General features: G+C 63.5%; 26 protein-coding genes, 1 tRNA gene and 4 pseudogenes. 8 read left to right on the forward strand and 23 right to left on the reverse strand.

Annotated elements, in window-relative coordinates; all coding sequences use genetic code 11:
• Positions 1 to 23: 23 nt before the first annotated feature.
• The 3 genes from HDG37_RS11900 to gltA all read right to left on the reverse strand — a co-directional run bounded on the left by HDG37_RS11900 (position 24) and on the right by gltA (position 4,554).
• Complete coding sequence (locus HDG37_RS11900; protein ID WP_184047312.1) at positions 24 to 650, reverse strand: DUF429 domain-containing protein; 627 nt, start codon at positions 648 to 650, stop codon at positions 24 to 26.
• On the reverse strand, positions 647 to 2,926 hold the full coding sequence (locus tag HDG37_RS11905; RefSeq protein WP_184047431.1) for an amylo-alpha-1,6-glucosidase: 2,280 nt from the start codon (positions 2,924 to 2,926) through the stop codon (positions 647 to 649). The genes HDG37_RS11900 and HDG37_RS11905 overlap by 4 nt, the downstream gene beginning before the upstream one ends.
• Before the next feature lie 329 nt (positions 2,927 to 3,255).
• Positions 3,256 to 4,554 carry a citrate synthase gene (gene gltA / locus HDG37_RS11910; protein WP_184047315.1) on the reverse strand — a complete coding sequence of 433 codons (1,299 nt, stop codon included), beginning with the start codon at positions 4,552 to 4,554 and terminating at the stop codon, positions 3,256 to 3,258.
• 381 nt (positions 4,555 to 4,935) lie between these two features.
• On the opposite strand from gltA, the gene HDG37_RS11915 reads away from it, so the two are divergent.
• Positions 4,936 to 5,337, forward strand: coding sequence for a hypothetical protein (locus HDG37_RS11915; RefSeq protein WP_184031255.1), 402 nt, complete (start codon positions 4,936 to 4,938; stop codon positions 5,335 to 5,337).
• Positions 5,338 to 5,399: 62 nt separating this feature from the next.
• Here the strand turns inward: HDG37_RS11915 and HDG37_RS11920 are convergent, their stop codons facing one another.
• The 5 genes and pseudogenes from HDG37_RS11920 to HDG37_RS11940 form a co-directional block, all read right to left on the reverse strand.
• Positions 5,400 to 6,263, reverse strand: a complete 864-nt coding sequence (locus HDG37_RS11920) for an alpha/beta fold hydrolase (protein ID WP_184047318.1) — start codon at positions 6,261 to 6,263, stop codon at positions 5,400 to 5,402.
• 222 nt (positions 6,264 to 6,485) lie between these two features.
• Positions 6,486 to 6,797, reverse strand: coding sequence for a hypothetical protein (locus tag HDG37_RS11925; RefSeq protein ID WP_184031263.1), 312 nt, complete (start codon positions 6,795 to 6,797; stop codon positions 6,486 to 6,488).
• A 31-nt stretch (positions 6,798 to 6,828) separates the two neighbouring features.
• A pseudogene (locus tag HDG37_RS11930) lies at positions 6,829 to 7,448 on the reverse strand (RNase A-like domain-containing protein).
• Positions 7,449 to 7,903: 455 nt separating this feature from the next.
• The gene (locus HDG37_RS11935) at positions 7,904 to 8,956 is read right to left on the reverse strand and encodes a rod shape-determining protein (protein WP_184047321.1); all 1,053 of its coding nucleotides are present in this window, start codon (positions 8,954 to 8,956) and stop codon (positions 7,904 to 7,906) included.
• Between the two features lie 189 nt (positions 8,957 to 9,145).
• Positions 9,146 to 9,808: an alpha/beta hydrolase gene (locus HDG37_RS11940; RefSeq protein ID WP_184047324.1), complete on the reverse strand. Its 663-nt coding sequence runs from the start codon at positions 9,806 to 9,808 to the stop codon at positions 9,146 to 9,148.
• A 293-nt stretch (positions 9,809 to 10,101) separates the two neighbouring features.
• Between HDG37_RS11940 and HDG37_RS11945 the strand changes: the two genes are divergently transcribed.
• Positions 10,102 to 11,703, forward strand: coding sequence for a DHA2 family efflux MFS transporter permease subunit (locus HDG37_RS11945; RefSeq protein ID WP_184047327.1), 1,602 nt, complete (start codon positions 10,102 to 10,104; stop codon positions 11,701 to 11,703).
• Positions 11,704 to 11,757: 54 nt separating this feature from the next.
• On the opposite strand, the gene HDG37_RS11950 is transcribed toward HDG37_RS11945, so the two are convergent.
• On the reverse strand, positions 11,758 to 12,534 hold the full coding sequence (locus tag HDG37_RS11950) for an AraC family transcriptional regulator (RefSeq protein ID WP_184047329.1): 777 nt from the start codon (positions 12,532 to 12,534) through the stop codon (positions 11,758 to 11,760).
• Between the two features lie 122 nt (positions 12,535 to 12,656).
• A complete protein-coding gene (locus HDG37_RS11955; RefSeq protein WP_184047332.1) occupies positions 12,657 to 13,526 on the reverse strand; it encodes an NmrA family NAD(P)-binding protein in 870 nt (289 codons plus the stop codon).
• Positions 13,527 to 13,775: 249 nt separating this feature from the next.
• Between HDG37_RS11955 and HDG37_RS11960 the strand changes: the two genes are divergently transcribed.
• Positions 13,776 to 14,054, forward strand: coding sequence for a hypothetical protein (locus HDG37_RS11960; protein ID WP_184047335.1), 279 nt, complete (start codon positions 13,776 to 13,778; stop codon positions 14,052 to 14,054).
• Between the two features lie 7 nt (positions 14,055 to 14,061).
• On the opposite strand, the gene HDG37_RS11965 is transcribed toward HDG37_RS11960, so the two are convergent.
• From HDG37_RS11965 to HDG37_RS11975, 3 genes are read right to left on the reverse strand one after another with little or no spacing between them, the layout of a single operon-like run.
• Positions 14,062 to 14,661 carry an NADPH-dependent F420 reductase gene (locus tag HDG37_RS11965; protein WP_184047338.1) on the reverse strand — a complete coding sequence of 200 codons (600 nt, stop codon included), beginning with the start codon at positions 14,659 to 14,661 and terminating at the stop codon, positions 14,062 to 14,064.
• 46 nt (positions 14,662 to 14,707) lie between these two features.
• Positions 14,708 to 14,878, reverse strand: a complete 171-nt coding sequence (locus HDG37_RS11970; protein WP_260334588.1) for a hypothetical protein — start codon at positions 14,876 to 14,878, stop codon at positions 14,708 to 14,710.
• Positions 14,879 to 14,898: 20 nt separating this feature from the next.
• Positions 14,899 to 15,633 carry an SDR family NAD(P)-dependent oxidoreductase gene (locus HDG37_RS11975; RefSeq protein ID WP_184047341.1) on the reverse strand — a complete coding sequence of 245 codons (735 nt, stop codon included), beginning with the start codon at positions 15,631 to 15,633 and terminating at the stop codon, positions 14,899 to 14,901.
• A 130-nt stretch (positions 15,634 to 15,763) separates the two neighbouring features.
• On the opposite strand from HDG37_RS11975, the gene HDG37_RS11980 reads away from it, so the two are divergent.
• Positions 15,764 to 16,342 carry a TetR/AcrR family transcriptional regulator gene (locus tag HDG37_RS11980; protein WP_184047343.1) on the forward strand — a complete coding sequence of 193 codons (579 nt, stop codon included), beginning with the start codon at positions 15,764 to 15,766 and terminating at the stop codon, positions 16,340 to 16,342.
• 165 nt (positions 16,343 to 16,507) lie between these two features.
• On the opposite strand, the gene HDG37_RS11985 is transcribed toward HDG37_RS11980, so the two are convergent.
• The 4 genes and pseudogenes from HDG37_RS11985 to HDG37_RS12000 form a co-directional block, all read right to left on the reverse strand.
• Entirely contained in the window at positions 16,508 to 16,819 is a 312-nt protein-coding gene (locus tag HDG37_RS11985; protein ID WP_184047346.1) for a DUF4148 domain-containing protein, read from the reverse strand.
• 335 nt (positions 16,820 to 17,154) lie between these two features.
• Positions 17,155 to 17,295, reverse strand: coding sequence for a hypothetical protein (locus HDG37_RS11990; protein WP_184047349.1), 141 nt, complete (start codon positions 17,293 to 17,295; stop codon positions 17,155 to 17,157).
• A 3-nt stretch (positions 17,296 to 17,298) separates the two neighbouring features.
• Positions 17,299 to 17,725 (reverse strand): annotated as a pseudogene (locus tag HDG37_RS11995) (3-keto-5-aminohexanoate cleavage protein); the annotation flags it as partial.
• 339 nt (positions 17,726 to 18,064) lie between these two features.
• Positions 18,065 to 18,448 (reverse strand): hypothetical protein, encoded by a 384-nt coding sequence (locus HDG37_RS12000; protein WP_184047352.1) that lies wholly within the window; start codon positions 18,446 to 18,448, stop codon positions 18,065 to 18,067.
• Between the two features lie 244 nt (positions 18,449 to 18,692).
• Between HDG37_RS12000 and HDG37_RS12005 the strand changes: the two genes are divergently transcribed.
• The 4 genes and pseudogenes from HDG37_RS12005 (at position 18,693) to HDG37_RS12020 (ending at position 20,545) form a co-directional block, all read left to right on the forward strand.
• Positions 18,693 to 19,136, forward strand: coding sequence for an Hsp20/alpha crystallin family protein (locus HDG37_RS12005; RefSeq protein WP_184047355.1), 444 nt, complete (start codon positions 18,693 to 18,695; stop codon positions 19,134 to 19,136).
• A gap of 28 nt (positions 19,137 to 19,164) precedes the next feature.
• Positions 19,165 to 19,572, forward strand: coding sequence for an Hsp20/alpha crystallin family protein (locus HDG37_RS12010; RefSeq protein ID WP_184047357.1), 408 nt, complete (start codon positions 19,165 to 19,167; stop codon positions 19,570 to 19,572).
• Between the two features lie 286 nt (positions 19,573 to 19,858).
• Positions 19,859 to 20,421 (forward strand): annotated as a pseudogene (locus tag HDG37_RS12015) (Hsp20/alpha crystallin family protein).
• 48 nt (positions 20,422 to 20,469) lie between these two features.
• Positions 20,470 to 20,545 (forward strand) — tRNA-Lys (locus HDG37_RS12020).
• 188 nt (positions 20,546 to 20,733) lie between these two features.
• Here HDG37_RS12020 and HDG37_RS12025 read toward each other — a convergent pair.
• The 6 genes and pseudogenes from HDG37_RS12025 to HDG37_RS38765 form a co-directional block, all read right to left on the reverse strand.
• Positions 20,734 to 20,907, reverse strand: coding sequence for a hypothetical protein (locus HDG37_RS12025; protein ID WP_184047359.1), 174 nt, complete (start codon positions 20,905 to 20,907; stop codon positions 20,734 to 20,736).
• 226 nt (positions 20,908 to 21,133) lie between these two features.
• A complete protein-coding gene (oxlT, locus tag HDG37_RS12030) occupies positions 21,134 to 22,423 on the reverse strand; it encodes an oxalate/formate MFS antiporter (RefSeq protein WP_184047361.1) in 1,290 nt (429 codons plus the stop codon).
• A gap of 109 nt (positions 22,424 to 22,532) precedes the next feature.
• Positions 22,533 to 22,973 (reverse strand): annotated as a pseudogene (locus HDG37_RS12035) (gamma-glutamyltransferase); the annotation flags it as partial.
• Positions 22,974 to 23,173: 200 nt separating this feature from the next.
• Positions 23,174 to 23,920 carry a GntR family transcriptional regulator gene (locus HDG37_RS12040; RefSeq protein WP_184047364.1) on the reverse strand — a complete coding sequence of 249 codons (747 nt, stop codon included), beginning with the start codon at positions 23,918 to 23,920 and terminating at the stop codon, positions 23,174 to 23,176.
• A gap of 210 nt (positions 23,921 to 24,130) precedes the next feature.
• Complete coding sequence (locus HDG37_RS12045) at positions 24,131 to 24,355, reverse strand: hypothetical protein (protein WP_184047367.1); 225 nt, start codon at positions 24,353 to 24,355, stop codon at positions 24,131 to 24,133.
• The coding region (locus HDG37_RS38765) for a hypothetical protein (RefSeq protein ID WP_221311980.1) at positions 24,352 to 24,671 on the reverse strand (320 nt) is incomplete at its 5' end. The genes HDG37_RS38765 and HDG37_RS12045, both read right to left, overlap by 4 nt.

A 24,671-nucleotide genomic window follows, 5' to 3' on the forward strand; every position in this document is an offset into this window, starting at 1 on the left:
CCCGTCCTCCCAGAATGTGAGTGTCAAAGTCCAGGCACCACGATGAATCCGCCTGGCTCGTCACCGTATGTATCGACTCTGCCTTCCAGCAGATAACGTGCCGCCAACGCGCATAGCGCCGCGTCGACGTCGTCGATCGAAGTCAGCGACGCTGTTGCGATACCTTCCCGTTCGAGGATTGCCCGGCGCTGCGGACCTTTTTGCTTCGCGGATGCGACGTCCGTCCCGAGGAAAGCGCACGTGATCGCGTGGGGGAATGTCTCGAAGCACACGCGGCCATTGATTTTTTCGCCGCCGCTGAAAAGCGGAAAGTGCGCGCCGAATGCGTCGTAGACGCGCTCGCCGTTGAACATCCATCCGTAGAAGCCGCTTTTGCTGGCGATCGCCGTTTCGCGAGCCGGTGTCGCAAACGAAAAGATTCGCTGCCGTGCGAGCGCCTTCTCGGCCAGTCGTCCCGCGGCGCCTGTTCGCCAACGACACGGCGCATCGATGCCGACCGCCGCCACCTCGAGTGCGCGACACCGTTCCAGCATCTGTTCGGGGGTCGCGCTGCCGAGATGGCTCACGATCTCGGTGCCGCGCAGGACGACCAGATGGTTTCCCTTCCGGTCGCCGCCAACATCGATGCCCGCTACCGTGGTCGGCCTCAAAGCAGCGCCACCACCCTCACATCGCCCTGCTCCGCCGACGCCACCACCTTCTCGCCGATCCGGCGGAACGTGATCGACACCGACGCATCCCCGACCCGCAGATCGCTGACCTCGAGCCAGTCGATACCTTCGGGCAGCATCGGCTGTTCGATCAGCACTTCGCGGCGCTCGGCGTCGATCGTGATGCCCAGACACGCCTCGAGCATCATGAACGGCGAGCCCGCCGCCCATGCCTGCGGCAAACACGCGACCGGATAGGCCGTGGGCGGCTCGCCGCGGCGTCGCGGGAAGCCGCAAAACAGCTCGGGCAAGCGCATGTCGAAATTGACCGCGGCCTGGAACAGCGCCTGCAGCAGCTTCACGGCCGACGCCTTGCCGCCATAGCGTGACAGCCCGCGCGCGCACAGCGCGTTGTCGTGCGGCCAGACCGAGCCGTTGTGATATGCCATCGGATTGAAGCGCGCCTGGCTCGCGGCCAGCGTGCGCACGCCCCAGCCGGTGTGGAACAGCGTCGAGTCGAGCGCCCGCACCACCGCCTCGCCGCGCTCGCGCGTGGGCAGGCCGAACGCCAGCAGATGCCCCGCGTTCGATGCCATCACGCGACACAACTCGCCATGACCGTCGAGCGCGATGCCGTAAAAGCCGACCTCGTCCATCCAGTACTTTTCTTCGACGCAGCGGCGGATCTTCTTCGCGCGCTCCGCGTATTGCGCGGCCGCGTCGCGCAGGCCGCGCAGCTTCGCGTAGTGAGCCATCGTGTCGAACGCGGCGCTCGCATAGGCCTGCACTTCGACGAGCGCGATCGGGCCGTCAGGGAAGCGCCCATCCGCATGGAACACCGAATCGTGACTGTCTTTCCAGCCCTGGTTCGCGAGGCCGCCATCCGATTCGCGCTGGTAATCGAGCAGCCCGTGCCGGTTTTTGTCGCACACGCCCGCGACCCACTGCGCCGCGCGTTCGAGCGCCGGCCATAGTTCGTCGATCAAGCCGACGTCGCCGGTGCGGGCCGCGTAGGCGCCGGCCAGCACGATGAACAGCGGCGTGGTGTCGACACCGCCGTAGTACAGCGCGAACGGCACTTCGCCGGCCGCGGCCATTTCGCCCTTGCGCATCTCGTGCATGATCTTGCCCGGCGCGGCGTCGCGAAACGGCGAGTTCTCGCGCGCCTGATGCTCGGCGAGAAAGCGCAGCACGCCGGCTGCGAGATGCGGTTGCAGCCACAGCGTCTGCAGCGACGTGATCACCGCGTCGCGGCCGAACGGGGTCGAAAACCATGGGATGCCCGCGTACGGGTACGGGCCGGTCGCGAGATCCGTCGTCAGCAGGCCGAGGTCGGCGAACGAGCGGTCGATCCACGCGTTGAACAGCGGATTGCTCGAACGCACGCGCGCGCTCGCGTTGCGTCGCTCGCGCATCACCAAGTGCGCATCCACCATTGCCGCGCGTACCGCCGTGCGGCCGACGCGCGGGCGCTCCGCATCGATCTGCGAGAGATGCGCTTCGCTCAGCGCATGCATCGGCTGCGACACGTCGGCGCCGGGCTTGCCGGTCATCGGCACGACATGCACCGCTATCGACAGATAGATCGACACGCATGCCTGCGCGGGCAGCTTGACGGTGTAGTCGGCGCGGTCGGCGAACAGCTTGTCCGGCTGCGGCGAGAACGCGATCCGCACGTTGCGCGCCACGTCGTCCAGACCGATGTAGCCGAGCAGCACCTCCTGATTCTCGATGCGCGCGGGCTGCACGCGACCCTGTTTGTCGCGCTTCAGGCCGCGCACTTCGAACATGTCGCGGAAATCGCTGGAAAACGAAATCGACAGCGGCACGGTCGCATCGCGCGTGCCGTAGTTCGTGAGCTCGATCGCCTCGTTGAGCACGGTGCCCGACAGCACGCGCACACGCTCGACGTGGATCACGCCTTCGGGCGTGCTGTCACCGCCGAGCGGCGGCAGCGGGCGGTTGGTCAGATGCGCGGTGAAACTGGTGTTGTCGCTGCTGACGCTGCCCGACAGCAGCGACGGCGCGCGGCCGCCGAAGGTCAGGCGCAGTTGCGACATCACGCGCGTATCGTTGACGAACAGGCCGTCGTCGTGGCCGGTGATATCGCCGAGCGGATCGTTGACGATGAAGGTGTCGCCCGACTTGAGCACGTGCTGCGTAGCGCTCGCGACGTTAAGGTTTTCCGTCGGGATGAAAACGCCGTCCTGCTCGGGCTCGCGATGATCGACGCCGCCCGGGTGGGTCAGCCCGCCGAGGGCTTCTGGCTGCTGTATCAAGGTCGCTCCTATGGATTCGCTGCTGCGTTTGGTTGCACTTCGGGTCTCGCCTCGGATCGGCCGCCGGATTGCCCGGTTGCCCCGTCACCCGGGCCCCGGTTGGCCGGCCCCCGGTTGGCCGGCCCATCCGATTGTAGAGGCTCTCTCCGCGTGAGACGAGCTTATCGCCTCGGAGTTTCGGCTTTTTGGGCCGTTTTTTGACGGCGTTTTCGGTGGCACGGGACGTGCAGGCGGCAGGATGCGCGGAACGTAAAAAAACCCACGGCCTCGTGAGCCGTGGGTTGGCGACCGTCGTTGAACGCGTTGTCGGGCGTCTATCCGGCCTGTTACCGCTTCGCGACCGGCTTCGCCGCGCGCAGCGTCTCGCCGATGAACAGCTGACGCGGACGGCCAATCTTCTGCTCGGGATCGGCGATCATTTCGTTCCACTGCGCGATCCAGCCAACCGTGCGAGCCATCGCGAAGATGCAGGTGAACATCGACGTCGGAATGCCCAGCGCACGCTGCACGATACCCGAGTAGAAGTCGACGTTCGGGTACAGCTTGCGCGACACGAAATATTCGTCTTCGAGCGCGATCTTTTCCAGCGCCATCGCGAGCTTGAACAGCGGGTCGTCGTGCAGGCCCAGCTCTTCGAGCACTTCGTGGCAGGTTTCGCGCATCAGCTTCGCGCGCGGATCGTAGTTCTTGTACACGCGGTGGCCGAAGCCCATCAGCTTCACGCCCGAGTTCTTGTCCTTCACCTTCGCGATGAAGTCGGGAATGTTGTCGACCGAGCCGATCTCTTCCAGCATGGTCAGCGCGGCTTCGTTCGCGCCGCCGTGCGCCGGGCCCCACAGACACGCGATACCGGCCGCGATACACGCGAACGGATTCGCCCCCGACGAACCGGCGAGCCGCACGGTCGACGTCGACGCGTTCTGCTCGTGGTCCGCGTGCAGGATCAGAATGCGGTCGAGCGCGCGCACCAGCACGTCGTTGACCTCGTACTCCTCGGCCGGATTCGAGAACATCATGCGCATGAAGTTCGCGCTGTACGACAGGTCGTTCTTCGGATACACGAATGGTTGACCGACGCTGTACTTGTACGCCATCGCGACCAGCGTGGGCAGCTTCGCGATCATGCGGATCGCCGATACGTCGCGATGCTGCTGGTTCGTGATGTCGAGCGAGTCGTGATAGAACGCCGACAGCGCGCCGACCGCGGCAACCAGAATCGCCATCGGGTGCGCGTCGCGACGGAAGCCGCGGAAAAAGAAGTGCATCTGCTCGTGCACCATCGTGTGCTGCGTGACGGTGTTCTCGAACTCGGCTTTCTGCTGGGCGTTCGGCAGTTCGCCCTTCAGCAGCAGGTAGCAGGTTTCGAGGAAGTCGGCGTTCTGCGCGAGGTTGTCGATCGGGTAGCCGCGGTAGAGCAGTTCGCCCTTGTCGCCGTCGATATATGTGATTTCGGAGTTGCACGCCGCCGTCGACATGAAGCCAGGATCGTACGTGAATTTTCCGGTCTGGCCGTACAGCTTGCGGATGTCGATGACGTCGGGGCCCAACGAGCCCTGATAGATCGGCAGATCGATGGTCTGGTCGCTGTCGGAAAAGCTCAGCGTTGCGTGTGACTTCGAGTTCATGTACGTCTTCCTTTTGCTTGATACCGCACTCGCGCCGGCATGCATCGCAGTCGTATGGCGAGGCGCGACATCGGCGCTCCCGAAGACGGGCATGCTCAGGCTCCGCTGCGCATTCTACGGGTCGGCGTGTCGTTGATTGCGTCGATTGATCGCAACAGTCCATCTCCTTGGGCGCAACATTCGTTGTCGGCACGCGGCGGGTGCATCGTGATGCCGATGAAAGTTGCGCGAAAGCCGGAACACCAGCCGCAACAATGTTTTGCTGCCAGCACACTGCGTCGGGCTGGATCCATCTGCGATACTTAATCCGTGCCTTGATGCTTGCAGCCCGCGATTCGAAGCGGGTTTTTTTGATCAAACAGAAAAGCAGGACGAATACAAATGAATGTCTCTCTCGAAACGCTGTTTCCGGATCACGTCCATACCGAAGACCACACGGTCACCGCGCTGAATCATCAGGATATCGTCGTCGCGTTGTCGGCGGCGCTGAAGACGCAGGACGTCGCGGTGCTGCACATGCTCTATCCGCGCACCGACGCGCGCACGCATCGCAGTCTCGACACGCTCGTCGACGTGCTGCATGGACACGGCCTGCATGAAGTCGCGGATCTGATCGCGCAGGAAGCGCACTATCTGTTGTTCAAGGATCCGGTGAAGGCGTGGAAGGTGTTCCACGAAATCCGCAACGACTCGCTCGCGATCGGCGTACATCTGTACTATCACGGGCTCGTCGGCGAGGCGGCCGAACGCGCGCTCGACAAGGACGCGCATCGCAAGGCCTGATGCAGTAACGGGCGATCGGCGGCGCGCGCCGGCCGATCGCCCTTGATCTTCGCTTCACTTGCTCAGCGCGCGCTCATCGCCTGAATGAAATCATCCACGTAACGATTGAACGCGGATGGATGCGCGAGGTTCATGCCATGCGACGCACCGCGTATCGTTTCGCGGCGCGCATCGGGCAACCATCCCTGCAACGCCGTCACCGTGCGGTGGAACATGTCGGGACTCTTCTCGCCGTCGATCAGCAGGACCGGGCAGCGCAGATCGGCCGCGTCCTCGGGCATGTAGGCGGGCAGCGGATCGCGGAATTGCCGCGCGAGCGTGTGCGCGTTGTCCGTCGCCATGCGGCGAAAACCCGGGGTGCTCATTGCCCAGAAGCCGGGGCGGCTCACCGAATCGACGAACAGTTGCAAGCCTGCTCCGACCTCGCCGCTTTCGATCAACCGAGCCGCTTTCGCGCGCAAGGCGTTGACCGTCTCCGGCAAGCTCACGGGTGGACGTCCGGCGATCTGCAGCGGGCCGCCCGGATCGGCAAGCGTCAGCGTGCGCACGTGTTCGGGATGGCGTCGCGCGAAATGATAGGCGACGCAGCCGCCGCGCGAATGCCCGACCACATGCGCGGGCCCCGCGCCGAAACGCGCGATGAACTCCGCCACTTCATCGACGTGGCTGCCCCAGCTGAACGGCAGGTCCGCCCGCGCGCTATCGGTCACTGGCCAGTAATGCGTGAGACTGACCGCGACGCAGCGATAGCGCTTCGACAGACCGGACAGTTGCGGCTGCCAGTAGCGGTAGTCGCACAACGAGCCGTGCACGAACAGCAGCAAGTCGCCGTCGCCGGCCTCGACGTAAGGCATGCGCAAGCCGCTGCGTAGTCCGATGAAGGATGGCGATGACGACAGCGACGAAGCGGAAACGGATTGATTCACGGGTGATCGACGGACAGCGGCATCGGCGCGGGAATGCGTGCGGAGCCGGCTGGCTGCAGGCATTGGGAAATGAGCGTACCGGTGTCCCTGAAAATGGGACGCGATGCGTATTGTCACATAAGCGTCAGCGACGCGTCGGGCAGGCGTCTTCATCCAAACCACTGACGCGTGGCGACAAGGATATTACTCGCCTGGAGAGAACTTCATCAGTCAGGCCGTTTCCTAAAGATCAACATAACCGGTGCGCCCCATAAAGCACCGTATATTGGGTTTCCCGATATTTTTTAGATGTTCGACGACCTCTTTAAACAGAGGCTCATCTTTGTCTGGCTCCATCATTATTCGCCAATCCTGGTCGCCGTCTCCTTTCATCTTTAAGAAGTGTGCGTCGCCTGGTTCGTCCATATAGGCCCTGACTATATAACTGACATTTCCCTCGACAAATTCATAGATATCGTACTCGTAATAATATTCATACATTCCATTTTCATCGCGGTCACTGCAGTCGATATGGTGGCTCACAATTACTTTCATTAACTTCTCCTGCCGGTCAAAAATTTTGGCATCAAAGCTCAAGATACGCTGTGAGAATGTAGTACGGCATGCCATTGTGGGGTTCGCGCTTTATAAACATTTTAACCTTGCTCAACGGCACGAGTTTCCCTGTTGATCGAGTCATTCCATACCCTGCAGGGGACCCTACGTCATGAATCAGACATAGACGTATGTCATTTGTCGCCGCCCATGCCTTCACCCTCGCAGAGTTGAATTGCATAACCTTTGAAACTGCACTTTCAGCGGCGCGCAAATTCGTAAATGAGGATGCGATGTCAATGCGACTTTCAGCAGCCAGCCTGGCGCGCAATTGCGCCTCGGTTCGTCCCACATGCTTTTCGTGGCCGTATCCCGGCCTGTCCAGATTTGGCGTAGACCGGCCGACGCCGTATCTGAGCCATGCACGCCGAACACGACACACGCGGCCTTGCTGGCCATCGTCGGTTCCGGCAGCACACACAGAGCCGCCGCCCCGACCATTTCCAGCACCCCGCCGACCACCTGCAAACCGCCCCATAGCCGGTTGGAAAGCATCTCCGTGGGGCTGATCGACTGGCGGGAGAGCACTGCCGCCAGTTGCGGCGCACTGAGCACCACCCGCACGCCGTCCGAATCCTGTTGATACGACATTCCGGTGTCCTCTGTAGTTGTTAGGGCTGCTACGCTAGCAGGCATCCACAGGGGTATGGAATGGGCGATGGATGATTTTTGGATTCCGCTTCGGTTAACGAAATGTCAATATTGGTCCGTCGGAGGGTCTCAGTTCACTGGGAAGCGCGTGCGCGGTATTCTGAAACGGGAGCGCTGCGGCGGCAACGCTGGCCGCTTCCTGTTCGCGGTCGCGTTCGTTAATTGAGTGTTTGCCAGCGTCGATCGAACGGCCCATCGCAAGCGCCTTCACGTGCGTCCGCAATAGAGACCTCGGGAGACACGCCGGGCCCGCATCGCGTCGCTTGCCCGTCACAGGGCCGGTAAAGCGCAGCGTCCATTTGCAGCCCGCCTTGCCAAGGGTGAGCAGCAGCCCGGTTACCTTGCCAGCGAATGCCGGGTTTTTGCTGAGCTGTAGTGAAGCCCTTATCCACCGCTCACGCGTCCCCGGCTTCGTCCACCCACCCCGCCGCGGCCGCCGCGCCCGCGCCGCGCACCGCGCAGGTCAGCGGTTCGTCGGCGACGTGCACGTCGAGGCCGATTTCCCGGCTCAAACGCCGCCCCAGATTGCGCAGCAGCGCGCCGCCACCGGTCAGCACGATGCCCTTGTGCGCGATGTCCGTCACGAGTTCGGCGGGAGCCAATTCGAGCCCGCGCTTCACCGCGCCGATCACCTGACTCAGCGGCCCTTCGATCGCCTCCGAAATATCGCGGTTGCTCAACTGCACCGTGCGCGGTAGCCCATCGTCGACGCTGCGGCCGGTTGCGTTCATCTGCTCGAGCGGCACGTCGTGCACGGCCGAGCCGATGGCTCTCTTGACGTGCTCGGCGGTCTGCTCGCCGAGCAGCACGCCATACAGATTGCGCACGTAGCCGATGATCGCCGCGTCGAAATTGTCGCCGCCGACGCGCACCGAGCCGCTATACGCGGTGCCGCCCAGCGCGATCACGCCGACCTCGGTGGTGCCGCCGCCGATGTCGACCACCATCGAGCCGGTCGGGTCGCCCACCGGCAGGCCCGCGCCGAGCGCCGACGCGAGCGATTCGCCGATCAGGCTGACCTTCCACGCGCCAGCCGCCTCGGCCGCTTCGCGGATCGCGCGGCGCTCGACGTGGGTCGCGGAGGCCGGCACGCACAGCGTGAATGCCGCGCGCCGGCTGAAGAGCGAACGCGGCCGCGCCATGTCGACGAATTGCTTGATCATGTGTTCGGCGGCGGAGAAATTGGCGATGACGCCGTGGCGCATCGGCCGCACCGCTTCGAGATTGCGCGGCACGCGGCCGAGCAGCTGGCGCGCCTCGGCGCCGATCGCGGCGATCCGCTTCGACCCGCTCGTGGGCTGCGTCTCGAAGCACACGACGGACGGCTGGTTCAGCACGATGCCGCCGTCGTCGGTATAGATAAGGGTGTTGGCCGTGCCGAGATCCACCGCCACGGCGTGGCGGAACAGTCGCTCAAAGAGCGGGTAATGCGGCGTCGGTCTGGCCATATGCAGGCTCTGATGTGTCGTTATGCGCCGTCCAAGGCGGTCTGGAAATGCGCCCCCGGTACCCCGAAGCCGCGCGACACGCCCCGCTGGGCGTTGCGCTTCCCGCGCGGCGGGGGTGATTTTCAAGCTATTGCCCATATGACGGCAAGCCCATCAGAATCTTTAGGGCCGCTTTCTAGTGGGTTTGTGTCAATCGCGCGACAGCTCGCCCAGTGCGCGTTCCAGCGCATCACGGCCGAGCGCGACGCCGTCGGCGGTGATCGTGTGGCCGACGCCGGGCAGCACGTAGGCGTCGACCGCATAGCCGGCGGAGTTGAAAGCGGCGGCCGCGGATTCGAGTTCGCGCACCGGGATCACCTCGTCGTTCTCGCCGTGGACAAGCGTGAGCGGCGTCGCGCGGTTCGACGACACGATCGGCGAGGCGAGCCGCCCCGAATACGCGACGACGCCCGCTGCGCCCTCAACGCTCGACGCGACGTGATGCAGCGCCATGATCGAACCTTGCGAGAAGCCGACCAGCGCAAGCCGATCGAAAGACAGCTGCCAATGCGCGAGCTCGGCGTCGAGCACGCGGCGCAGCGCCGGATAGGCGGCGACGACGCGCGCCTCGCGGTTCGCCGCGCCGACGTCGCGCAGGCTGAACCACTGGCGGCCGCCGAAGCCGCCGTCGAACGGATCGGTGCCGTCGAGCGACACGAACGCCGTGCCGGGCAGATCCTCGCTCCAGATGTCGGCGAGCGGCATCAGATCGCGCGCGTTGCTGCCGACGCCGTGCATCAGCACGACGAGGCTCGTCGCGGGCGTGTTTTGCGGCGCGCGCCGCCAGCCGTGTTCGAATTGTTGCCAGCTCATGGTGGGGTCCTTTTTTCCGTGGGATTGGGTGTACGTTTCGGCCTTTGCTGACGCAACCTCAGCCGCGAGCATACGCCGCGTGCCGCGTTCGCGCCGTCGGGCGCCGCATCGTTTGCTGCCATGGACGGCGCCGGCCGGCGATTGCGGGTATGCTTTTGCGCATCGACGGACCCGCCGCCGCGGTGCACGGTCCACGGCATCCTGCGCCGACCATGCATTGCGAATCGCGCGCCCTCGCCGTCCGTCCTCACGCCGTTCGCGCCGTCCGCCGCAAAAACTCCGGAGAACGCCTTTTGAGCCAGCCCAACGCCGCGCCTGATTCCGCGTCGCCGCCGCCTCAGCCACCCGCGCCACCGTCGCCGCCCGCGCCTCTCGAAGGCGGCCGGCTGGTTCTCGCGACGATCGCCGTCGCGCTCGCCACGTTCATGAACGTGCTCGACACGTCGATCGCGAACGTCGCGATTCCGACCATTTCCGGCAACCTCGGCGTCTCGGTCGACGAAGGCACGTGGGTGATCACCGTGTTCGCGGCCTCCAACGCGGTGGCGATTCCGCTGACCGGCTGGCTCACGCAGCGCATCGGCCAGGTGAAGCTGTTCGTCGGCGCGATCCTGTCCTTCACGCTCGCGTCATGGCTGTGCGGCATCGCGCCGACGCTGCCGATCCTGCTGCTGGCGCGGGTATTCCAGGGCGCGGTGGCCGGGCCGCTGATTCCGTTGTCGCAGGCGATCCTGCTCGGCTCGTATCCGAAGGAGAAGTCGTCGACCGCGCTCGCGCTGTGGGCGATGACCGCCACCGTCGGCCCGATCGCGGGCCCGGCGCTAGGCGGCTGGATCACCGACAGTTACAGTTGGTCGTGGATCTTCTACATCAACATCCCGGTCGGCCTGTTCGCGGCCGGCGTCACGTGGATGATCTACCGCACCCGCGAATCGCCGACGCGCAAGCCGCCGATCGACGTGGTCGGCCTCGGCCTGCTGATCACGTGGGTCGCGTCGCTGCAGATCATGCTCGACAAGGGCAAGGATCTCGACTGGTTCTCGTCGCCGGTGATCGCGATTCTCGGCCTCGTCGCGCTGATCAGCTTTGCGTTTTTCCTCGTATGGGAGCTGACCGAGGAGCACCCGATCGTCGATCTGCGGCTCTTTCAGCAGCGCAATTTTCTCGGCGGCACTATCGCGATTTCGATCGCCTACGGGGTATTTTTCGGCAATCTCGTGCTGCTGCCGCAATGGATGCAGGAGTACCTGAACTACCGTTCGATCGACGCCGGCCTCGTCACCGCACCGCTCGGCATCTTCGCGATCATTCTTGCGCCGATACTCGGCCGCGTGCTGCCGCACTCGGACGCGCGCGTGATCTCGACGGTCGCGTTCGTCGGCTTCGCGATCGTGTTCTACATGCGCTCGAAGTACGTGATCGAGATCGACACGTGGCACCTCGTGCTGCCGACGCTGCTGCAAGGCATTCCGATGGCGCTGTTCTTCGTGCCGCTAACGGCGATCATCCTGTCCGGCCAGCCGCAGAGCCGGATTCCGGCGGCGGCGGGGCTGTCGAATTTCGTGCGGGTGTTCTGCGGCGCGGTGGGCACGTCGATCGCGGGTACCGCGTGGAACAACCGCACGATACTGCATCACGTGCGGCTCACCGAGCAGGCGTCGGTCGACAACCCGTTGTTCGCGCAGCAGATCGACAACACGCAGTCGGTGCTGCATCTGAATCCACAATCGGCGAATGCGCTGTTCGATTTCACCGTGAACACGCAGGCCGCGATGATGGGCCTGAACGACGTCTTCTTTGTGTCGGCGATCATCTTCGTGCTGATCATTCCGCTGATCTGGATCACGCGGCCGGCCAGCGGCGGAGGTGGACCGGATGCGGCCGGCGCCCATTGAGGCAGATTCGTTTTCGCGCGACGGCGACGCTCGCGCGGTGGCCACGAAGCGGCGTCAGCGGAAATAGCGCGCCGGCGTGTCGCCGAACGCATCGCGAAACACCGCGATAAACGACGACACGTCGTTATAGCCGACTTCGAGCGCCACCTGCGTGACGCTCTCACCGGCGCCCAGATGTTCGAGCGCGGCCAGCAGACGCAACTGCTGGCGCCATTGACCGAAGGTCTGCCCCGTTTCCTTCGCGAACAAACGCGCGGCCGTGCGCGCGGTCACGCCCGCGGCCGCGGCGAGTTCCTCCAGCACCAGCGATTGCGCGGGATTCGCGCTGAGCGCCTCGGCGATGCGCCGCGCGCGCGGATCGCCCGGCCAGTTCAAGCCAAGCGGCGCGGCGGGCAAGCCGGCGACGCGATCCAGCAGCACCTGCAGCAGACGGCGGGCGGGTTCATCGGGCGTGTGATCGTGCGACAGATCGGCTGCGGCCGCGAGCAGCGCCTGCACCAGTATGTCGGGGATCAGCGCGCCGGTCTGCGCGGGCAGCGGCGCGGCGGCGGCGGCGGCGTCCATTGCGACAGCGGTTGCGACGTAGAGCGAATACGACTGCACCGGCCGCGTCGCGTGCAGGCAGTGCAGCGTATTCGCGGCGATCCACAGCGCGCGGGCGGCCGGCACGACCCAACGGCCTGATGCCGTGCGCACGGTCAGCACGCCTTCGCTGACATGAATCAGACGCGCACGCCGATACGCGCGCCACGGCTCGTCCAGCGTCGCATGGCGTTCGCCGACCACGAAGACCGCTTGCTCGATGCCGTCCGGATCGAAGGCTTCCGTCATGGTGTCTGCTCTGACGCGGGACGTCCGCGAAGGGAGCAAGATTAGCACGCGCGCGGGGCACGGCTGCGAAGCGGGCTAACAGGGGCCGGCCACCGTGAGCGCGCACCCCGCCTAAGGCCTGGTTACCCCGCCCGCTTCACCAACTCCTCCAGCACCGTCCGATACGACGTCATGCCAATCACCCGCTCGTTCACCCCCTCCTCGAAATCGATCCACCCCGAGTTGAAGCCGTCGAGCATCTCGATACGGGGCGCGGGCCACTCAGTGCCTTGCGCCTGAAACAGCGCCTCCCACTGCTCGCGCGGCACCGTCTGCGCTTCGACGGGCCGCCCGAGCGCCTCGCCGAGCAGCGCGGCAATCTCGTGCTGCGTATAGCGCCCTGGCCCCTCGATCTCGATCACGCGCCGCCCTTGCCACGACTGCGTGAGCGCCTGCGCGACCACGCGGCCGATATCCGCGGTCGCGACCATCGGATACGCCCGATCGAGCGGCTGCAGAAAGCTCGGCATCACGCCGGCGCTGCGGGCCGGTGCGATATCCCACAACGAGTTTTCCATGAACCAGGCCGGCTGCAGGATCGCGGTCGGAAGCGGCAGATCGGCGAGCGCCTGTTCGAGAATATGCACCTGCGTGATGAGGCCGAGCCCTGCATCGCGCTGCCCGCCCACCGACGACAACGCCGCCACCCGCCCCGGCCGCGCCTTCGACAACGCCTCCTTCAGTATCGCGGACGCCGCATGCGCGTTCGGATAACCGGGCTGCGGCGCGAAATTCGGCGCAATCATCACGAATACGCCGGCCGTGTCGCGAAACGCGGTGCTGAGCGAGTCGGCGTCCTCGAACGACGCGAGCGCCACCTCCGCGCCGCGCTCGCGCCACGGTGCCGCCTTGCTTGCGTCGCGCAGCACGGCGCGCACCGCGTGCCCCGCGTCGAGTAACGCGCGTGCCGCCGCGCCGCCCACCTGTCCTGTCACACCGGTAATTGCAAACATGCTGTTCTCCTCGATTACGGCGGATGCCGTGCTGGGAAGCATTCTCGGCGTGGCGTGATGATTTCGCGAGAGCGTGGGTGTCATTTGTTTAATGACTCAATGTCATCAAACCTCCTTGGCGGGCCCAGGTGATGCGCTTGTCTGCTGGAGTGTTCTCAACGCCAACTATCGAATCGCCGCTCGATGTTCGCTAAACGGAGCGGCAATCGTGCGCAGCGCTCCACGCGACCTCGTATCAGAGAGGCTCGAATGCAGCACGATTTCCGAAGGAGGAAGCGCCGGGAGCCCCAGCAGCGCGCCGACTTCGATGGCACCGACCGGCGCGACCCGCTGCGCGAACGCACCGACCGCAAGCCCGGCCGAGACACCGGCGGTGACGGCCGGCGTGCCACCGCCTATGAACACGTCGATCCAGGCGATTCCCGCTGCGTCGAGCTTGCGGGTCGCGAGACTGCGCAGGCCGCACGATGTCGTCAGATCACCAGCACGCGTTCAGCAATGCACGTGGCCGCTGTGACTTTGCCGTGACGCTCCGCTATTTGAACTTGACGAGATCCTTGAAGATCAGTTGAGCCCAGGTAGTCCCCCTGGCCTGGACGAGCGAACCGCCATCCTTGAGCGGTCCTAGCGCAATCGGCGCGAAACCGAGTTGTTCAGCCAGAGCCACGACCGGTGCCACCGCACTTTCGTCATCGCTCGACAGAAACACGACGCGGCTGCCGCCATTCACACTCGGATCAGCGGCCAGAACGGCGGCGGGCAGATGGTTAAAACCCTTGACGAACCTGGACCCGGGAAACGCCTTAGCGACAACTGCGGAGGACGGCAGACCTTGTAGCTCTTCGACGGGAACGCCATAAGCATTTGTCGCGTCGATGACCGTCTTGCCCTTCCAACTCTTGATCTGCTTCGCGACCTCGCGGTGCTCCCAGAAAGGAACCGCCAGGAAGATCGTGTCGGACGCGATTGCATCCTGCAGCGTCCTGGGGACGACGGTAGGGCCGATCGCTCGTGCCTGCTGCATCAACGTCTCGGGAGGGCGCCGGCTGGCGACCGTTACGTCGATGTTCTTTCTTGCAAACGCTCGAGCGAGTGCCTGGCCTACCGCGCCAAAGCCAATAATCGAATAGCTCATGCGAACTCTCCATTCAGGTGACGTTTTGATCAACCACGGACTCGTGTTAGTTGGTAACCGAGCGCGCGGGACCGTTGCCCGCGTTAAGCGGCCCGCTGCGCGCGATGCGCCACGCGAGCCACAGCAGACCCGCGGAGCCGCGCGCCTTCAACGCCGTGTGCAGCGACGACAGCGCGAGCAGACGTGACAATACCCGCTGCACAATCACCGAAACCAATCCAGCTTTTCGGCGCGATTTCAGATAGCCGAGAAGCCACCGTCGACAGACAATTCCACCCCATTCACGAAGCTCGAATCATCTGAAGCAAGAAACAGCGCGACCGTCGCAATTTCCTCAGGACGACCCATCTTTCCCCGCGGGATCAGGGATTCGAACATCCGCTTCGCGTCCTCGGTGAGAACCTGGTCCTGCATCGGTGTGGCAATCGGCCCCGGGCTCAGCACGTTCACCCGGATATTCCTGCCCTTCAGTTCGTTGAGCCAAGTGCGTGCGAATGAGCGCAACGCCGCCTTGCTCGCCGAATACACGCCGTAACCAGGAAAACCCTTCACCGAAGCAACTGACCCGGTCATGAAGATCGATCCGCCGTCGTTGAACAACGGCAACGCCTTCTGAACCGTAAACAGCGTGCCGCGCGTATTCAGGCCGAAGGTCGCATCGAAGTGCTGCTCGGTAATCTCGCCCAGTGGGACGGCTTCGCCCATGCCAGCGCTCGCGAACAGGATGTCGATCTTGCCCTTTTCACGCTTGACTGTATCGAACAGGCGGTCGAGGTCGTCGAGATTGGCCGCGTCGCCGCGCACGCCGGTCACGTTCCGGCCAATCTGCTTGACGGCCTCGTCGAGCACCTCCTGCCTGCGGCCCGTGATGAAAACATAGGCGCCTTCTTCGACGAACCGCTTGGCGCTCGCCAGCGCCATGCCGCTCGATCCCCCCGTGATGACTGCAACCCTACCCTCAAGCTTTCCCATGACATCTCCTTTCGTGGTGTCGGACAGCGTCTCGGTTCCCATTTGCACGGATGTGCTGTATCTTGTGGATCACTGATCCAGATACGAATTCATTATAGACGGATCACCGATCCGTTTGTCAAGGAAACCCGTGCGAGCCGACGCCAGAAAAAATTACAGCCACCTACTTGCAGTCGCGCGCGACGTCATCGCCGAGCATGGCGCCGATGCGTCCATGCGAGATATCGCCCGCCGGGCCGACGTCGGGTTGGCCACATTGTTTCGCCATTTCCCGACGCGAGAAGCCTTATTCGAAGCGTTGCTGCGTACGAATCTGGACGCACTGACGCAGAAGGCAAGCGAGCTCGAAACGTCGAATCCACCCGACGAAGCGCTCGTGTCCTGGTTTCGCGAAGGGGTGGCATTCGTTCATAGCTATAGCGGCGTTGTCGCCTTGATGGCGAGCGCCCACGCGGACCCGGACTCCGCGCTTCACGCTTCATGCGCGGCGGTGCACTCAGCGGGCGCGCGACTACTGCTCCGTGCTCAGGCCGAGGGAACGGCGCGCGCCGATATGGATGGGGTCGACCTGTTCGCCCTGATGTCGGCGCTCGGCTGGCTCGTCGACCAACCCTCATTCGCGCCACGGGCCGATCATCTCTTTCACGTTATCGCGAGCGCCATCCTGACAAATCGGTCGAGCAACGATGTTGAGAAGGCAACGTGTTGAATCAGATCGCCGACGCATACTTTCCTACCAGGAAAGCCCCGGGGATTCGAACCAGACGGCGGAAAGCTGACTGGAGCCGACACTCGAATGGCCATTACCGCACTTGATCGATCGGCCGCTTCTGGCCGCGCAGTGACATCCGGGTCAGTCCTCGATCTCTCTATCTCAGCCGGGTTGAAGGTGCTGGCACTCCGTTTGGAACCAATAGTCGACCAGGCGCTGTGCCGCTTGTAGATCATCCGGGTAATACGGATCATCAAACCACGGTGACGGGTCGTAGCCCGCTTTCCTCAAGGCAGCGAGTTCGCTTTGGTGCTGCGCCATCGTAGGGGGCGCGTTTGTCTTGAGCGCCGCCAGGTCGCGGCACTCCGTCGGAGTGAGGTGCGGCCCGGTGTACGGCATGCCACCAGCGACACAGCCGGCGAGCAAAATCACCAGAGCGGGAAGTATTGACTGTGTTCCAGGCCGATTTCTCATAGTACGTCTCCTTCCCTGCGCCGCGCCGTGAACCAACTCGTAGTGCGCACCGTTGCCGCTGCGGGTGAAAATGCCCGCCTTCGACGCATGTCACTTCAAAGCCGGAACCGGCGTCGCCTTCTCTCACCACCTTGTAGATGCCACGCGTCTGAACCTTCTCGCCCGGTTTGTGCCCTTCGGCCCTATCACGCTCCTTCGGTTGATCCGCCGCGGGAGCAGCAAGCATCGTTCCTCCCGGCTACCGCCGAGCCCACGTCAGGCGTGAACGTCAACTTGTCCCGCGAGGCCCCGTCTGCAAGCCCGCGCCTCTCCACTACAGGCCAACTATCGTCGATCTAGTTGCGCAGGCGCGACGCGGCCCCCTGGCTGGGATCGGTCGCCGTGACGGCGAAACCACGAGCCAGGAAGTGTGTCACCCGACCCGCGCCAATGACATCAGTGCCGACGACGGCGACGTTGACGGCTCGCGTTGTCATCGGTTAGCCCTCCTGGCAGGCAGCGTGGATTGTTTCGCGCAACGGCCGCAGCCCAATGATCCTCCGTGCTTCAGCCGGCGTGGCGGGCTCGTAACCCATCTCGCCGACCAGGCGAACAAGCCGCTCGACCAGTTGAACATTGGTGGCCAACTGACCTTGTCTGTTAGTAGAGGTTGTCTTCGAGTCCGACGCGCACGTCCCCTCCCAGCAACAGCGAGTTCATCGCGGCAGGCAACTGCGCGGCGCCGATAGCGCTGACGTTGAAGACGGCGTTGCGGGGCAGATGATCGATCATCGTCTGCAACAGCCGGGGCGTGTAGGGCAACGCGCCCTGGAACGCATTGGCGCCGATCACGATATTGATAAAGTGCGGCGCGTCGTCGAGCCCCTCGTTGATGGCGCGCTGAACATCCTGGACGAAGTCGGCGAGGCTGACCGGACACAAGGGGACCCTCGACGACGTAGGCTACATCGTCGAAAATCGCCATAAATTTGACGCATGCGGGCGTCTTATCAGTTGTGTCGCGCCGTTCCGGAAGCCGATTGATCGAATCCAGGCGGCGAACAATCTGCGTTCGAATGCGCTATCAGGGATATGACACGCTCTTCGAGACCCTCCCGCATCCGGCTGCAGGATGCTCCACAATGAGGGCGGCCGAATCCGGTCGAATACTCTTCATTGCATTGCAGCAAAAGCGCCGCCGCCGTCCGCACCGGCAGGCGCGCAGTTCGCCCCTTGCCGATCCCCCACTCCTTGCCTGCCGCGACGTCACTGGATCAGCGGCACCACGCCGAGCTTTTCAGCCAGCATCCTTTCGTAGACACCAAAGTGCAGATCGACCTCTTCCTGGGTGACCACGGTCACGAAAATAGTGATCTGCGCGGGCTGCAGGCCCAGCACCGTCGCGATCGCCGCTTCCAGCTGGGGCGCGCATAGCCGGTCATCGGCGAACGTGGTGCCGACAGCAATCTCGTAAGCGGACTCCTGCCGGAACACCACTTCAACCAGCCGCGCCCGGGCGCTCATGTTGCTGTCGATCGCCAGCCGGATGACTTCGACCGCCGTGCGCATCGTCTCAGTCGGGAACCCCTTTGTTGAGCTCAACCGGATACGGTGACGCCCAAGAGTGAGCCAATCGTATTCGAATTCCATGGTGTCCTCGCATGGTTTTGCAGGGTGTCGTGAACGTAGGGGTGTGGCAATCCAAATTCAAGAACAAAAAGTCGCCATGGCCCACTTGAAATTTCTGTTTTCAGTCCTATCTTGAATATCGCTCAGGCAGTCGCGCCGGCATTCCGGCGCGCTGCGTGTTTCGATTTGTTTGCCGCAGCATGGCAGACGGACTGGAGCGCGTAGGCCGGTTCGTTTTCCTGCTGCATCCAAGGAGGAAACGATCATGAGTGATCTCTACTTCGGGACCGACCTTTTCAGCGAGTTCGACCGTCTGCAACGGCAGATGGCGAGTCTCTTCGGCGGTTTCCCGTCCAGCATCCGCTCGGGGCGCCTGGGCGCCTTCCCGCAGGTCAACATCGGTTCGACCGACGACTCTATCGAGATCGTTGCGTTCGCGCCCGGTATCGATCCGGCGCATCTCGACGTATCCATCGACAAAGGGCTGCTGACCATCAGCGGCGAGCGCCAGACCGTACGGCCGGAAGCGGCCGGCGACGACGTGCGTACTTATGCGCAGGAGCGGTTCGTCGGCCCCTTCCGGCGCGTCATTGAACTGCCGCAGCATGCGGACCCTGACAAGGTCACGGCGCAGTACACCAATGGGTGCCTGACCGTGAGCATCGGCAAGCGGGAGACGTCGAAGCCGCGGGCCATCACTGTTCAATGAAACCGGTCGCAGAACTGAGGAGGACATCATGAACGACACGACAGAACTTGCCAGGAAAGACGAAGCTGCGGTGGCCCGTCGCGAAGACGAGCAGTCGCAACGCCCGATCACGCTAACGCCGCCCGTAGACATCTTCGAGGACAGCCAGGGCATCACCCTGTGGGCCGATCTGCCCGGCGTTACAAAGGACCGCCTTGATGTGAAGGTGCACGATGGCAACCTGTACATCGAGGCCGAGGCGGTGGTGCCCACACCGGCGGAGCTGCGCCTGCAACATGCGGAGATCCGCCAGCCGCATTTCGCGCGGGCGTTCGCTCTCGGGGCTGACTTCGACGCAACGAAAATCGATGCGAACCTGAAAGACGGCGTGCTGAAACTGACGATACCGCGCCGCGACGAAGCCCGGCCGCGCCGGATCGAGGTGCGGACGGACTGAAGTCGGCAGATGGGCAGCAACGACAGGGAGAAAACCGGTGGCGGTCGTCTGGCCGCCACCCTACTGACTGCGGAGGCCCGGATGCGGACGTCATACATGAATGCTGGCGCGCACGCACGCTCAGCATACGGCGCGGTGCCGGTACGTGAGATCAGGACGCGCCGCGGATCGCGAGGCGGCCGTGGCGGCGTTCCGCAGATGCAGTCCGGAATGTCGAGGGCAGAGTCGCGACTTCAGCGCAGTGACAGGAATCCGGTTCTCCGGCCAGACTGTAGAGGAGGATACGATGAACACCGACCCGAAAAAGTGGAATCCCTTCAAGTTCCTGCGCGGGGGGCCCGCAAGTCCGATGCGGACAGCCCGGAAAGCCCCCAGGCGAACGAACAGTGGCGTGCCCCGTGGCCCGACATTCCGCGACTGTTCGCACGCGAACCGTGGCGTGCTTTGGAAGAGTTCTTCCATGACCCGTTTGCAGGTCGCGGCGCCCTCGAACGATGGTTTGGCGACTTCAGTTCATCGCGCTTCCAGCCGCGCATCGACGTGGTCGACGAAGGGAAGGTGTTGCGCGTGACCGCCGAGCTGCCCGGGATGGAGCGCGAAGACCTGAGTGTGAGCGTCGAGGATGGGGCGATCGTGTTGCGCGGCGAAAAGAAACAGGACGTGCGCAGCGAGGAAGACGGCTGCTACCGGCTCGAGCGCGCCTATGGAAGCTTCATGCGCACGATTCCGATGCCGGAAAACGCCGACCCCGATCACGCCCTGGCAAAGTTTGACAATGGGGTGCTCACGTTGACTGTGCCAAAAACGGAGCCGGCGCGATCCACGAGTCGCACGATCGATATCGGCTAGGCCAAACAGGCAAGAAGTGCCCTGGTCGCGGCGGACATCGCGCGAGACGGGCCGTTAGCTCAGTTGGTAGAGCAGCGGACTTTTAATCCGTTGGTCACTGGTTCGAATCCAGTACGGCCTACCAAAAGATTCAAGGGCTTAGCGTTTGCGCTCATATCTGAAATCTGGGTCAAACGCGAGGGCGGCTGGAAACTGCTGCGTCTCCATTCTGGGCGCTTGCCGGAGTGACGCAGAGCCCTATCTTGCCGTCCATCTCGGGGTAAGCCTGGACACCGATCCTGAACAGGTTCGCGAACTTATGCTGCGTGCCTGTCAGGCGCGCCCATTGCTCTTTGAGTACTGCATCGATTGCTGTTTGCTCGCCCAATAAGTCTCGGCAGAATGGAAACGCTTCTGGTTGCGCTCGATCGCTACCTGACTCGACGGGTAGTCATGTTTTGGAGCCTCGTTGAAGTTTCGAGCGGACGGAATGATCTCGGCTGTCATTATCGGAATTCGGTCGCTAACACAACATGGCTCCTGGATGACGTTTCAGTCATTTCGAAGCGTCACTGGAACATCCACGAGTGAGCCCGCTTCAACTTACAAGACCGACGGCGACTGAACGACGCCTCTTAGAAGAGGCGTGACTGTGACGGTATGCGCGACGCGCGCATGAAGGGCGCGCACCGCCAGGCAATTAGTCGTACAACGAACGAGCGCCCAGTTGCCGTCAAACGCCGCGCGATGCGGCAAGAAAACGGCGGCGCATCGGCTTGAGAACCGCAATCGCGAGCAATGCGGTAACGATGTCAAGCGTGATCGCCGCGCCGAACACCGGCAACCAGCTACCCGCGTGCTGGTGCATCAACGCCGCCAGCGGGCCGCCCAGGATCGAGCCGATGCCCTGCGAAATGTAGAGCCAGCCATAGTTTTCCGTGGCATGCCGCGTGCCGAACGTGTCCGTCAGCGTCGCCGGGAACAGCGAGAAGATTTCGCCCCAGCCGAAGAACACCACGCCCGAGAGCAACACGAACAACACCGCGTTATCGCGCGTGAACAGCCACAGCGCCATCGCGACGCCTTCCAGGGCGAACGCGAAGAACATCGTGTTTTCGCGGCCGACTTTGTCGGACACCCAGCCGAACAGCGGTCGCGTCAGCCCGTTCGTGAAGCGGTCGATCGTCAACGCAAGCGGAAGCGCCGCCATGCCGAACACGAGCACTTTGGTCACGCCGAAATCGGCGGCGAAGGTGGCCATTTGCGACGTGACCATCAGACCGGAGGTCGACATCATCGTCATCATGGCAAACATCAGCCAGAAGACCGGCGTCCTGAGCGTTTGCGACGGGCGCAGATTCGCCACCGCCGAACCGACGTCATTCACATTGCCGCCGGCGGCACCGTGCGCTGGCGGCACGCGCAAGCCCTGCGATGCCAGCAGCCCCACCACCGCGAACGCGGTGCCGAACATCCACAGCGTCGCGTCGACACCGCGCGCCTGCAACGACGCCGCGATCGGAAACGTCGTGACGATCGCGCCCATGCCATAGCCGGCGGCGACAGCGCCCGCCGCGAAGCCTCGCTGCGCGGGGAACCAGCGCACCATCAGCCCGACAACGCCAACATATACGATGCCCGTGCCAAGGCCGCCGATCACGCCATACGTCAGATAGAGCATCGGCGCACTCTGGACCTGCGATGCGAACACCCAGCTCAGGCCGGACATCACCGTGCCGAACGAGATCAGCGTGCGCGGACCGAAGCGGTCGATCAGCTTGCCTTGAAACGGCGAAAAAAACGTCTGCAGAATGATCAGCAGCGCGAACGTCACCTGCAGTTCAGGCAACGCGATGCCCAATTTCGCGGCGAGCGGTTTGGTCATCAACGTCCAGACATATTGCGGACTCGAGATCGCCATCATGCAGACGAGACCCAGTCCAAGTTGAATCCAGCGGTTATGCGTGGCGGACGTCGAGACATTCTCGATACGCGGCGCCATCGGTTGCAAGCGTGTGTTCATGGTGCCTCCGTTTCCTGAGCGCATGCCAGCCGGCATGCGCGAGACGTGCGCCGTCCTCCGGGCCTGAACGGCCGGAACGGCAAGTCGTTTGAGAAAAAGCGCGCGGTGTCTACCAGCCCGCAGCGGCCCCGTCACTGCGCGGATCGTAGCCCGCTTCGATTAACCCATCAGGGTGCCGAACGATTGCGCCGGCATGCCCCATCGCTTCATCGTAAGGCGCCATCATCTCGACCTCGTGCCCGAACGCGCTGAGCGTTGCTGCCGTGTGCGCGGCGAAGCGTGGCTTGAGCTTGAGCGTGTCGGTCGATTGGCCCCATATGCGGCCGAGCAGCCAGCGAGGCGTGTCGATCGCCGCCTGCGGGTTCCAGCCGAAATTCGCGATGCGTGAAAACACGGCGCTTTGCGATTGGGGCTGTCCGTCTCCGCCCATGTTGCCGTACACCATCGTGCGGCCGTCGGCAAAGCGCGCCAGCGCCGGATTGAGTGTATGAAATGGCCTGCGCCGCGGCATCAGCGGATTGAGCGCGTGCTCGTCGAGCGAGAAACTGCAGCGCGCCGCGAGCGCATTCGGCGCGACGGCCATGCCCCGCGCGCCGCGCGTCGGATTCAGAAAACCAGATGACATATTGGACGGGGTTTTTGCTTGTATACATACCCATCACTAATGCGAGAAGCATGCCAGCACGCGAGTCGCCCGCTCATGCGCGCCACATAGGGTTTCGCACGGCTCGGTACGCGCGGCGGATGTCGCTACCTGGTGCCCCGCAACCTGGGTGGTGCATAGGGGACCGCATTCGGCCCCATTGCAGTGCGTGCGCGTTGCAGGCGCTCGCCCGTCAAGGTGCGCACCGCAACGCGGCTACCCTCGATATGGCGCGCGATCAACGCAATGCTACGATCCGTTTCGCGACAACGAATCGCATCGAGGATCGCGACATGTTCGTCGTAGGTTTCGTCGATGCAGTCGCCATACACCAGATCGAGCCGCCGCACGACCCGGATGCGATCGGTCACGCGCTGCATCGCATTGGTCAGCTCGGCGTTATCGGCGGCCTGCACGAGGGCGTGATGAAATGCTTCGTCGAGCGCGACCATCTCGCGGCCGTCACGCCGACGGTGAGCAGGCGGGATCTTCCAGATTTGTTCGAGCTGACCGAGCATCTGTGCGACGCCTTCGGAAAGCTCTCCTTCGGCACTCGCAAGCTTCGAGACCGCAAAGGTTTCAATCAGCTTGCGCATTTCGTACAGGTCTTCGAAGCGCTTGAAATCGACCGGCACGACTTCCCAGCCGCCGCGCACATAGCCGCGCATCAGGCCGTCACTTTGCAGGCGCTGCAAGGCCTCGCGCGCAGGCGTACGGGACACGCCGAAGCGCTCGGCGATGCTGCCTTCGGTCACGCGGTCGCCGGGCAGCAGGCGCATATCGAAGATATCTTCGCGGACACTGACATAGACATGATCAGCCCGCGAGGGGGGAATGCCGGTGATGTCGTTCACGCTTGGAACCTGGGCTGGCGAGTGTCGGGGCTGAGATTATTGTCCGATCCAAACGCGCCATGTCAACACGCGATGAAAAAACCGGCATCGCACGGACATCAGCCGCGAGCGAAATACACATTTACAGCCGACAGAAACGTATCGATGTCCGCGCGCCTGCAGCGCGGACGATTTCGATTGAATTGAAAATCGGGTTATGTCGCCACGCGCTCACGAGTAGCTGCTGGCAAGCGAAAGCGCCGGGTTGCGCGCAGTGGCATCGCGCTGCTGTGGGTTGAGCGATTTCAGTTCCGAGCCGCGTTCGGACCCAACGGAGAAAAGATTGACCGCTCCAAGGAGGTTTCGTGCTTGCCGGTTCAAGGCGTCCACGGCGGCGCCCGATTGCTGGACGAGCGCGACGTTCTGTTGCGTGCCGTGCTCCAGGCTTGCGATCATCTCGCGGACCTCGCCGATCTGAAGCGTTTGCTGCTGACACGCGTCATGGATTTCGCTCCGCGTGCCCCTTCGGGGTCGCCGGAGGTTTGCCGTGCAATCACCTCGTCGATAAACGGCGTGGCCTTGTTGCCCGCCTCGATCACGCGCGAATCGATAGCGCGCTCGGCTGCGGTGATGTCGGTGCGCTGCGCGTAGACGGCGGCAAGCGGCTTTGCCCATAGCGTTACCGTGAAAGCTGGGTAACACGGGCGCGCACATGCCCGCTCGCGTGGCCCGCGAGTAAAAATATCGCCATGCCCGACCCCTCGTTGTGGCG

Source organism: Paraburkholderia sp. MM5384-R2, assembly GCF_014201025.1.
Taxonomy (GTDB): Bacteria; Pseudomonadota; Gammaproteobacteria; order Burkholderiales; family Burkholderiaceae; genus Paraburkholderia; species Paraburkholderia tuberum.

What these genes read in the sequence shown, in the direction of transcription:
- HDG37_RS11935 (WP_184047321.1), bottom strand. Translation starts at nt 8,956, where the DNA reads ATGGCCAGACCGACGCCGCATTACCCGCTCTTTGAGCGACTGTTCCGC.
- gltA (WP_184047315.1), bottom strand. Translation starts at nt 4,554, where the DNA reads ATGAACTCGAAGTCACACGCAACGCTGAGCTTTTCCGACAGCGACCAG.
- HDG37_RS12005 (WP_184047355.1), top strand. Translation starts at nt 18,693, where the DNA reads ATGAGTGATCTCTACTTCGGGACCGACCTTTTCAGCGAGTTCGACCGT.
- HDG37_RS11975 (WP_184047341.1), bottom strand. Translation starts at nt 15,633, where the DNA reads ATGGGAAAGCTTGAGGGTAGGGTTGCAGTCATCACGGGGGGATCGAGC.
- HDG37_RS12000 (WP_184047352.1), bottom strand. Translation starts at nt 18,448, where the DNA reads ATGGAATTCGAATACGATTGGCTCACTCTTGGGCGTCACCGTATCCGG.
- HDG37_RS11960 (WP_184047335.1), top strand. Translation starts at nt 13,776, where the DNA reads ATGCAGCACGATTTCCGAAGGAGGAAGCGCCGGGAGCCCCAGCAGCGC.
- HDG37_RS11925 (WP_184031263.1), bottom strand. Translation starts at nt 6,797, where the DNA reads ATGAAAGTAATTGTGAGCCACCATATCGACTGCAGTGACCGCGATGAA.
- HDG37_RS11940 (WP_184047324.1), bottom strand. Translation starts at nt 9,808, where the DNA reads ATGAGCTGGCAACAATTCGAACACGGCTGGCGGCGCGCGCCGCAAAAC.
- HDG37_RS11990 (WP_184047349.1), bottom strand. Translation starts at nt 17,295, where the DNA reads ATGACAACGCGAGCCGTCAACGTCGCCGTCGTCGGCACTGATGTCATT.
- oxlT (WP_184047361.1), bottom strand. Translation starts at nt 22,423, where the DNA reads ATGAACACACGCTTGCAACCGATGGCGCCGCGTATCGAGAATGTCTCG.
- HDG37_RS11965 (WP_184047338.1), bottom strand. Translation starts at nt 14,661, where the DNA reads ATGAGCTATTCGATTATTGGCTTTGGCGCGGTAGGCCAGGCACTCGCT.
- HDG37_RS11955 (WP_184047332.1), bottom strand. Translation starts at nt 13,526, where the DNA reads ATGTTTGCAATTACCGGTGTGACAGGACAGGTGGGCGGCGCGGCGGCA.
- HDG37_RS12010 (WP_184047357.1), top strand. Translation starts at nt 19,165, where the DNA reads ATGAACGACACGACAGAACTTGCCAGGAAAGACGAAGCTGCGGTGGCC.
- HDG37_RS11950 (WP_184047329.1), bottom strand. Translation starts at nt 12,534, where the DNA reads ATGACGGAAGCCTTCGATCCGGACGGCATCGAGCAAGCGGTCTTCGTG.
- HDG37_RS12045 (WP_184047367.1), bottom strand. Translation starts at nt 24,355, where the DNA reads ATGATCGCAAGCCTGGAGCACGGCACGCAACAGAACGTCGCGCTCGTC.
- HDG37_RS12025 (WP_184047359.1), bottom strand. Translation starts at nt 20,907, where the DNA reads ATGACAGCCGAGATCATTCCGTCCGCTCGAAACTTCAACGAGGCTCCA.
- HDG37_RS11915 (WP_184031255.1), top strand. Translation starts at nt 4,936, where the DNA reads ATGAATGTCTCTCTCGAAACGCTGTTTCCGGATCACGTCCATACCGAA.
- HDG37_RS11985 (WP_184047346.1), bottom strand. Translation starts at nt 16,819, where the DNA reads ATGAGAAATCGGCCTGGAACACAGTCAATACTTCCCGCTCTGGTGATT.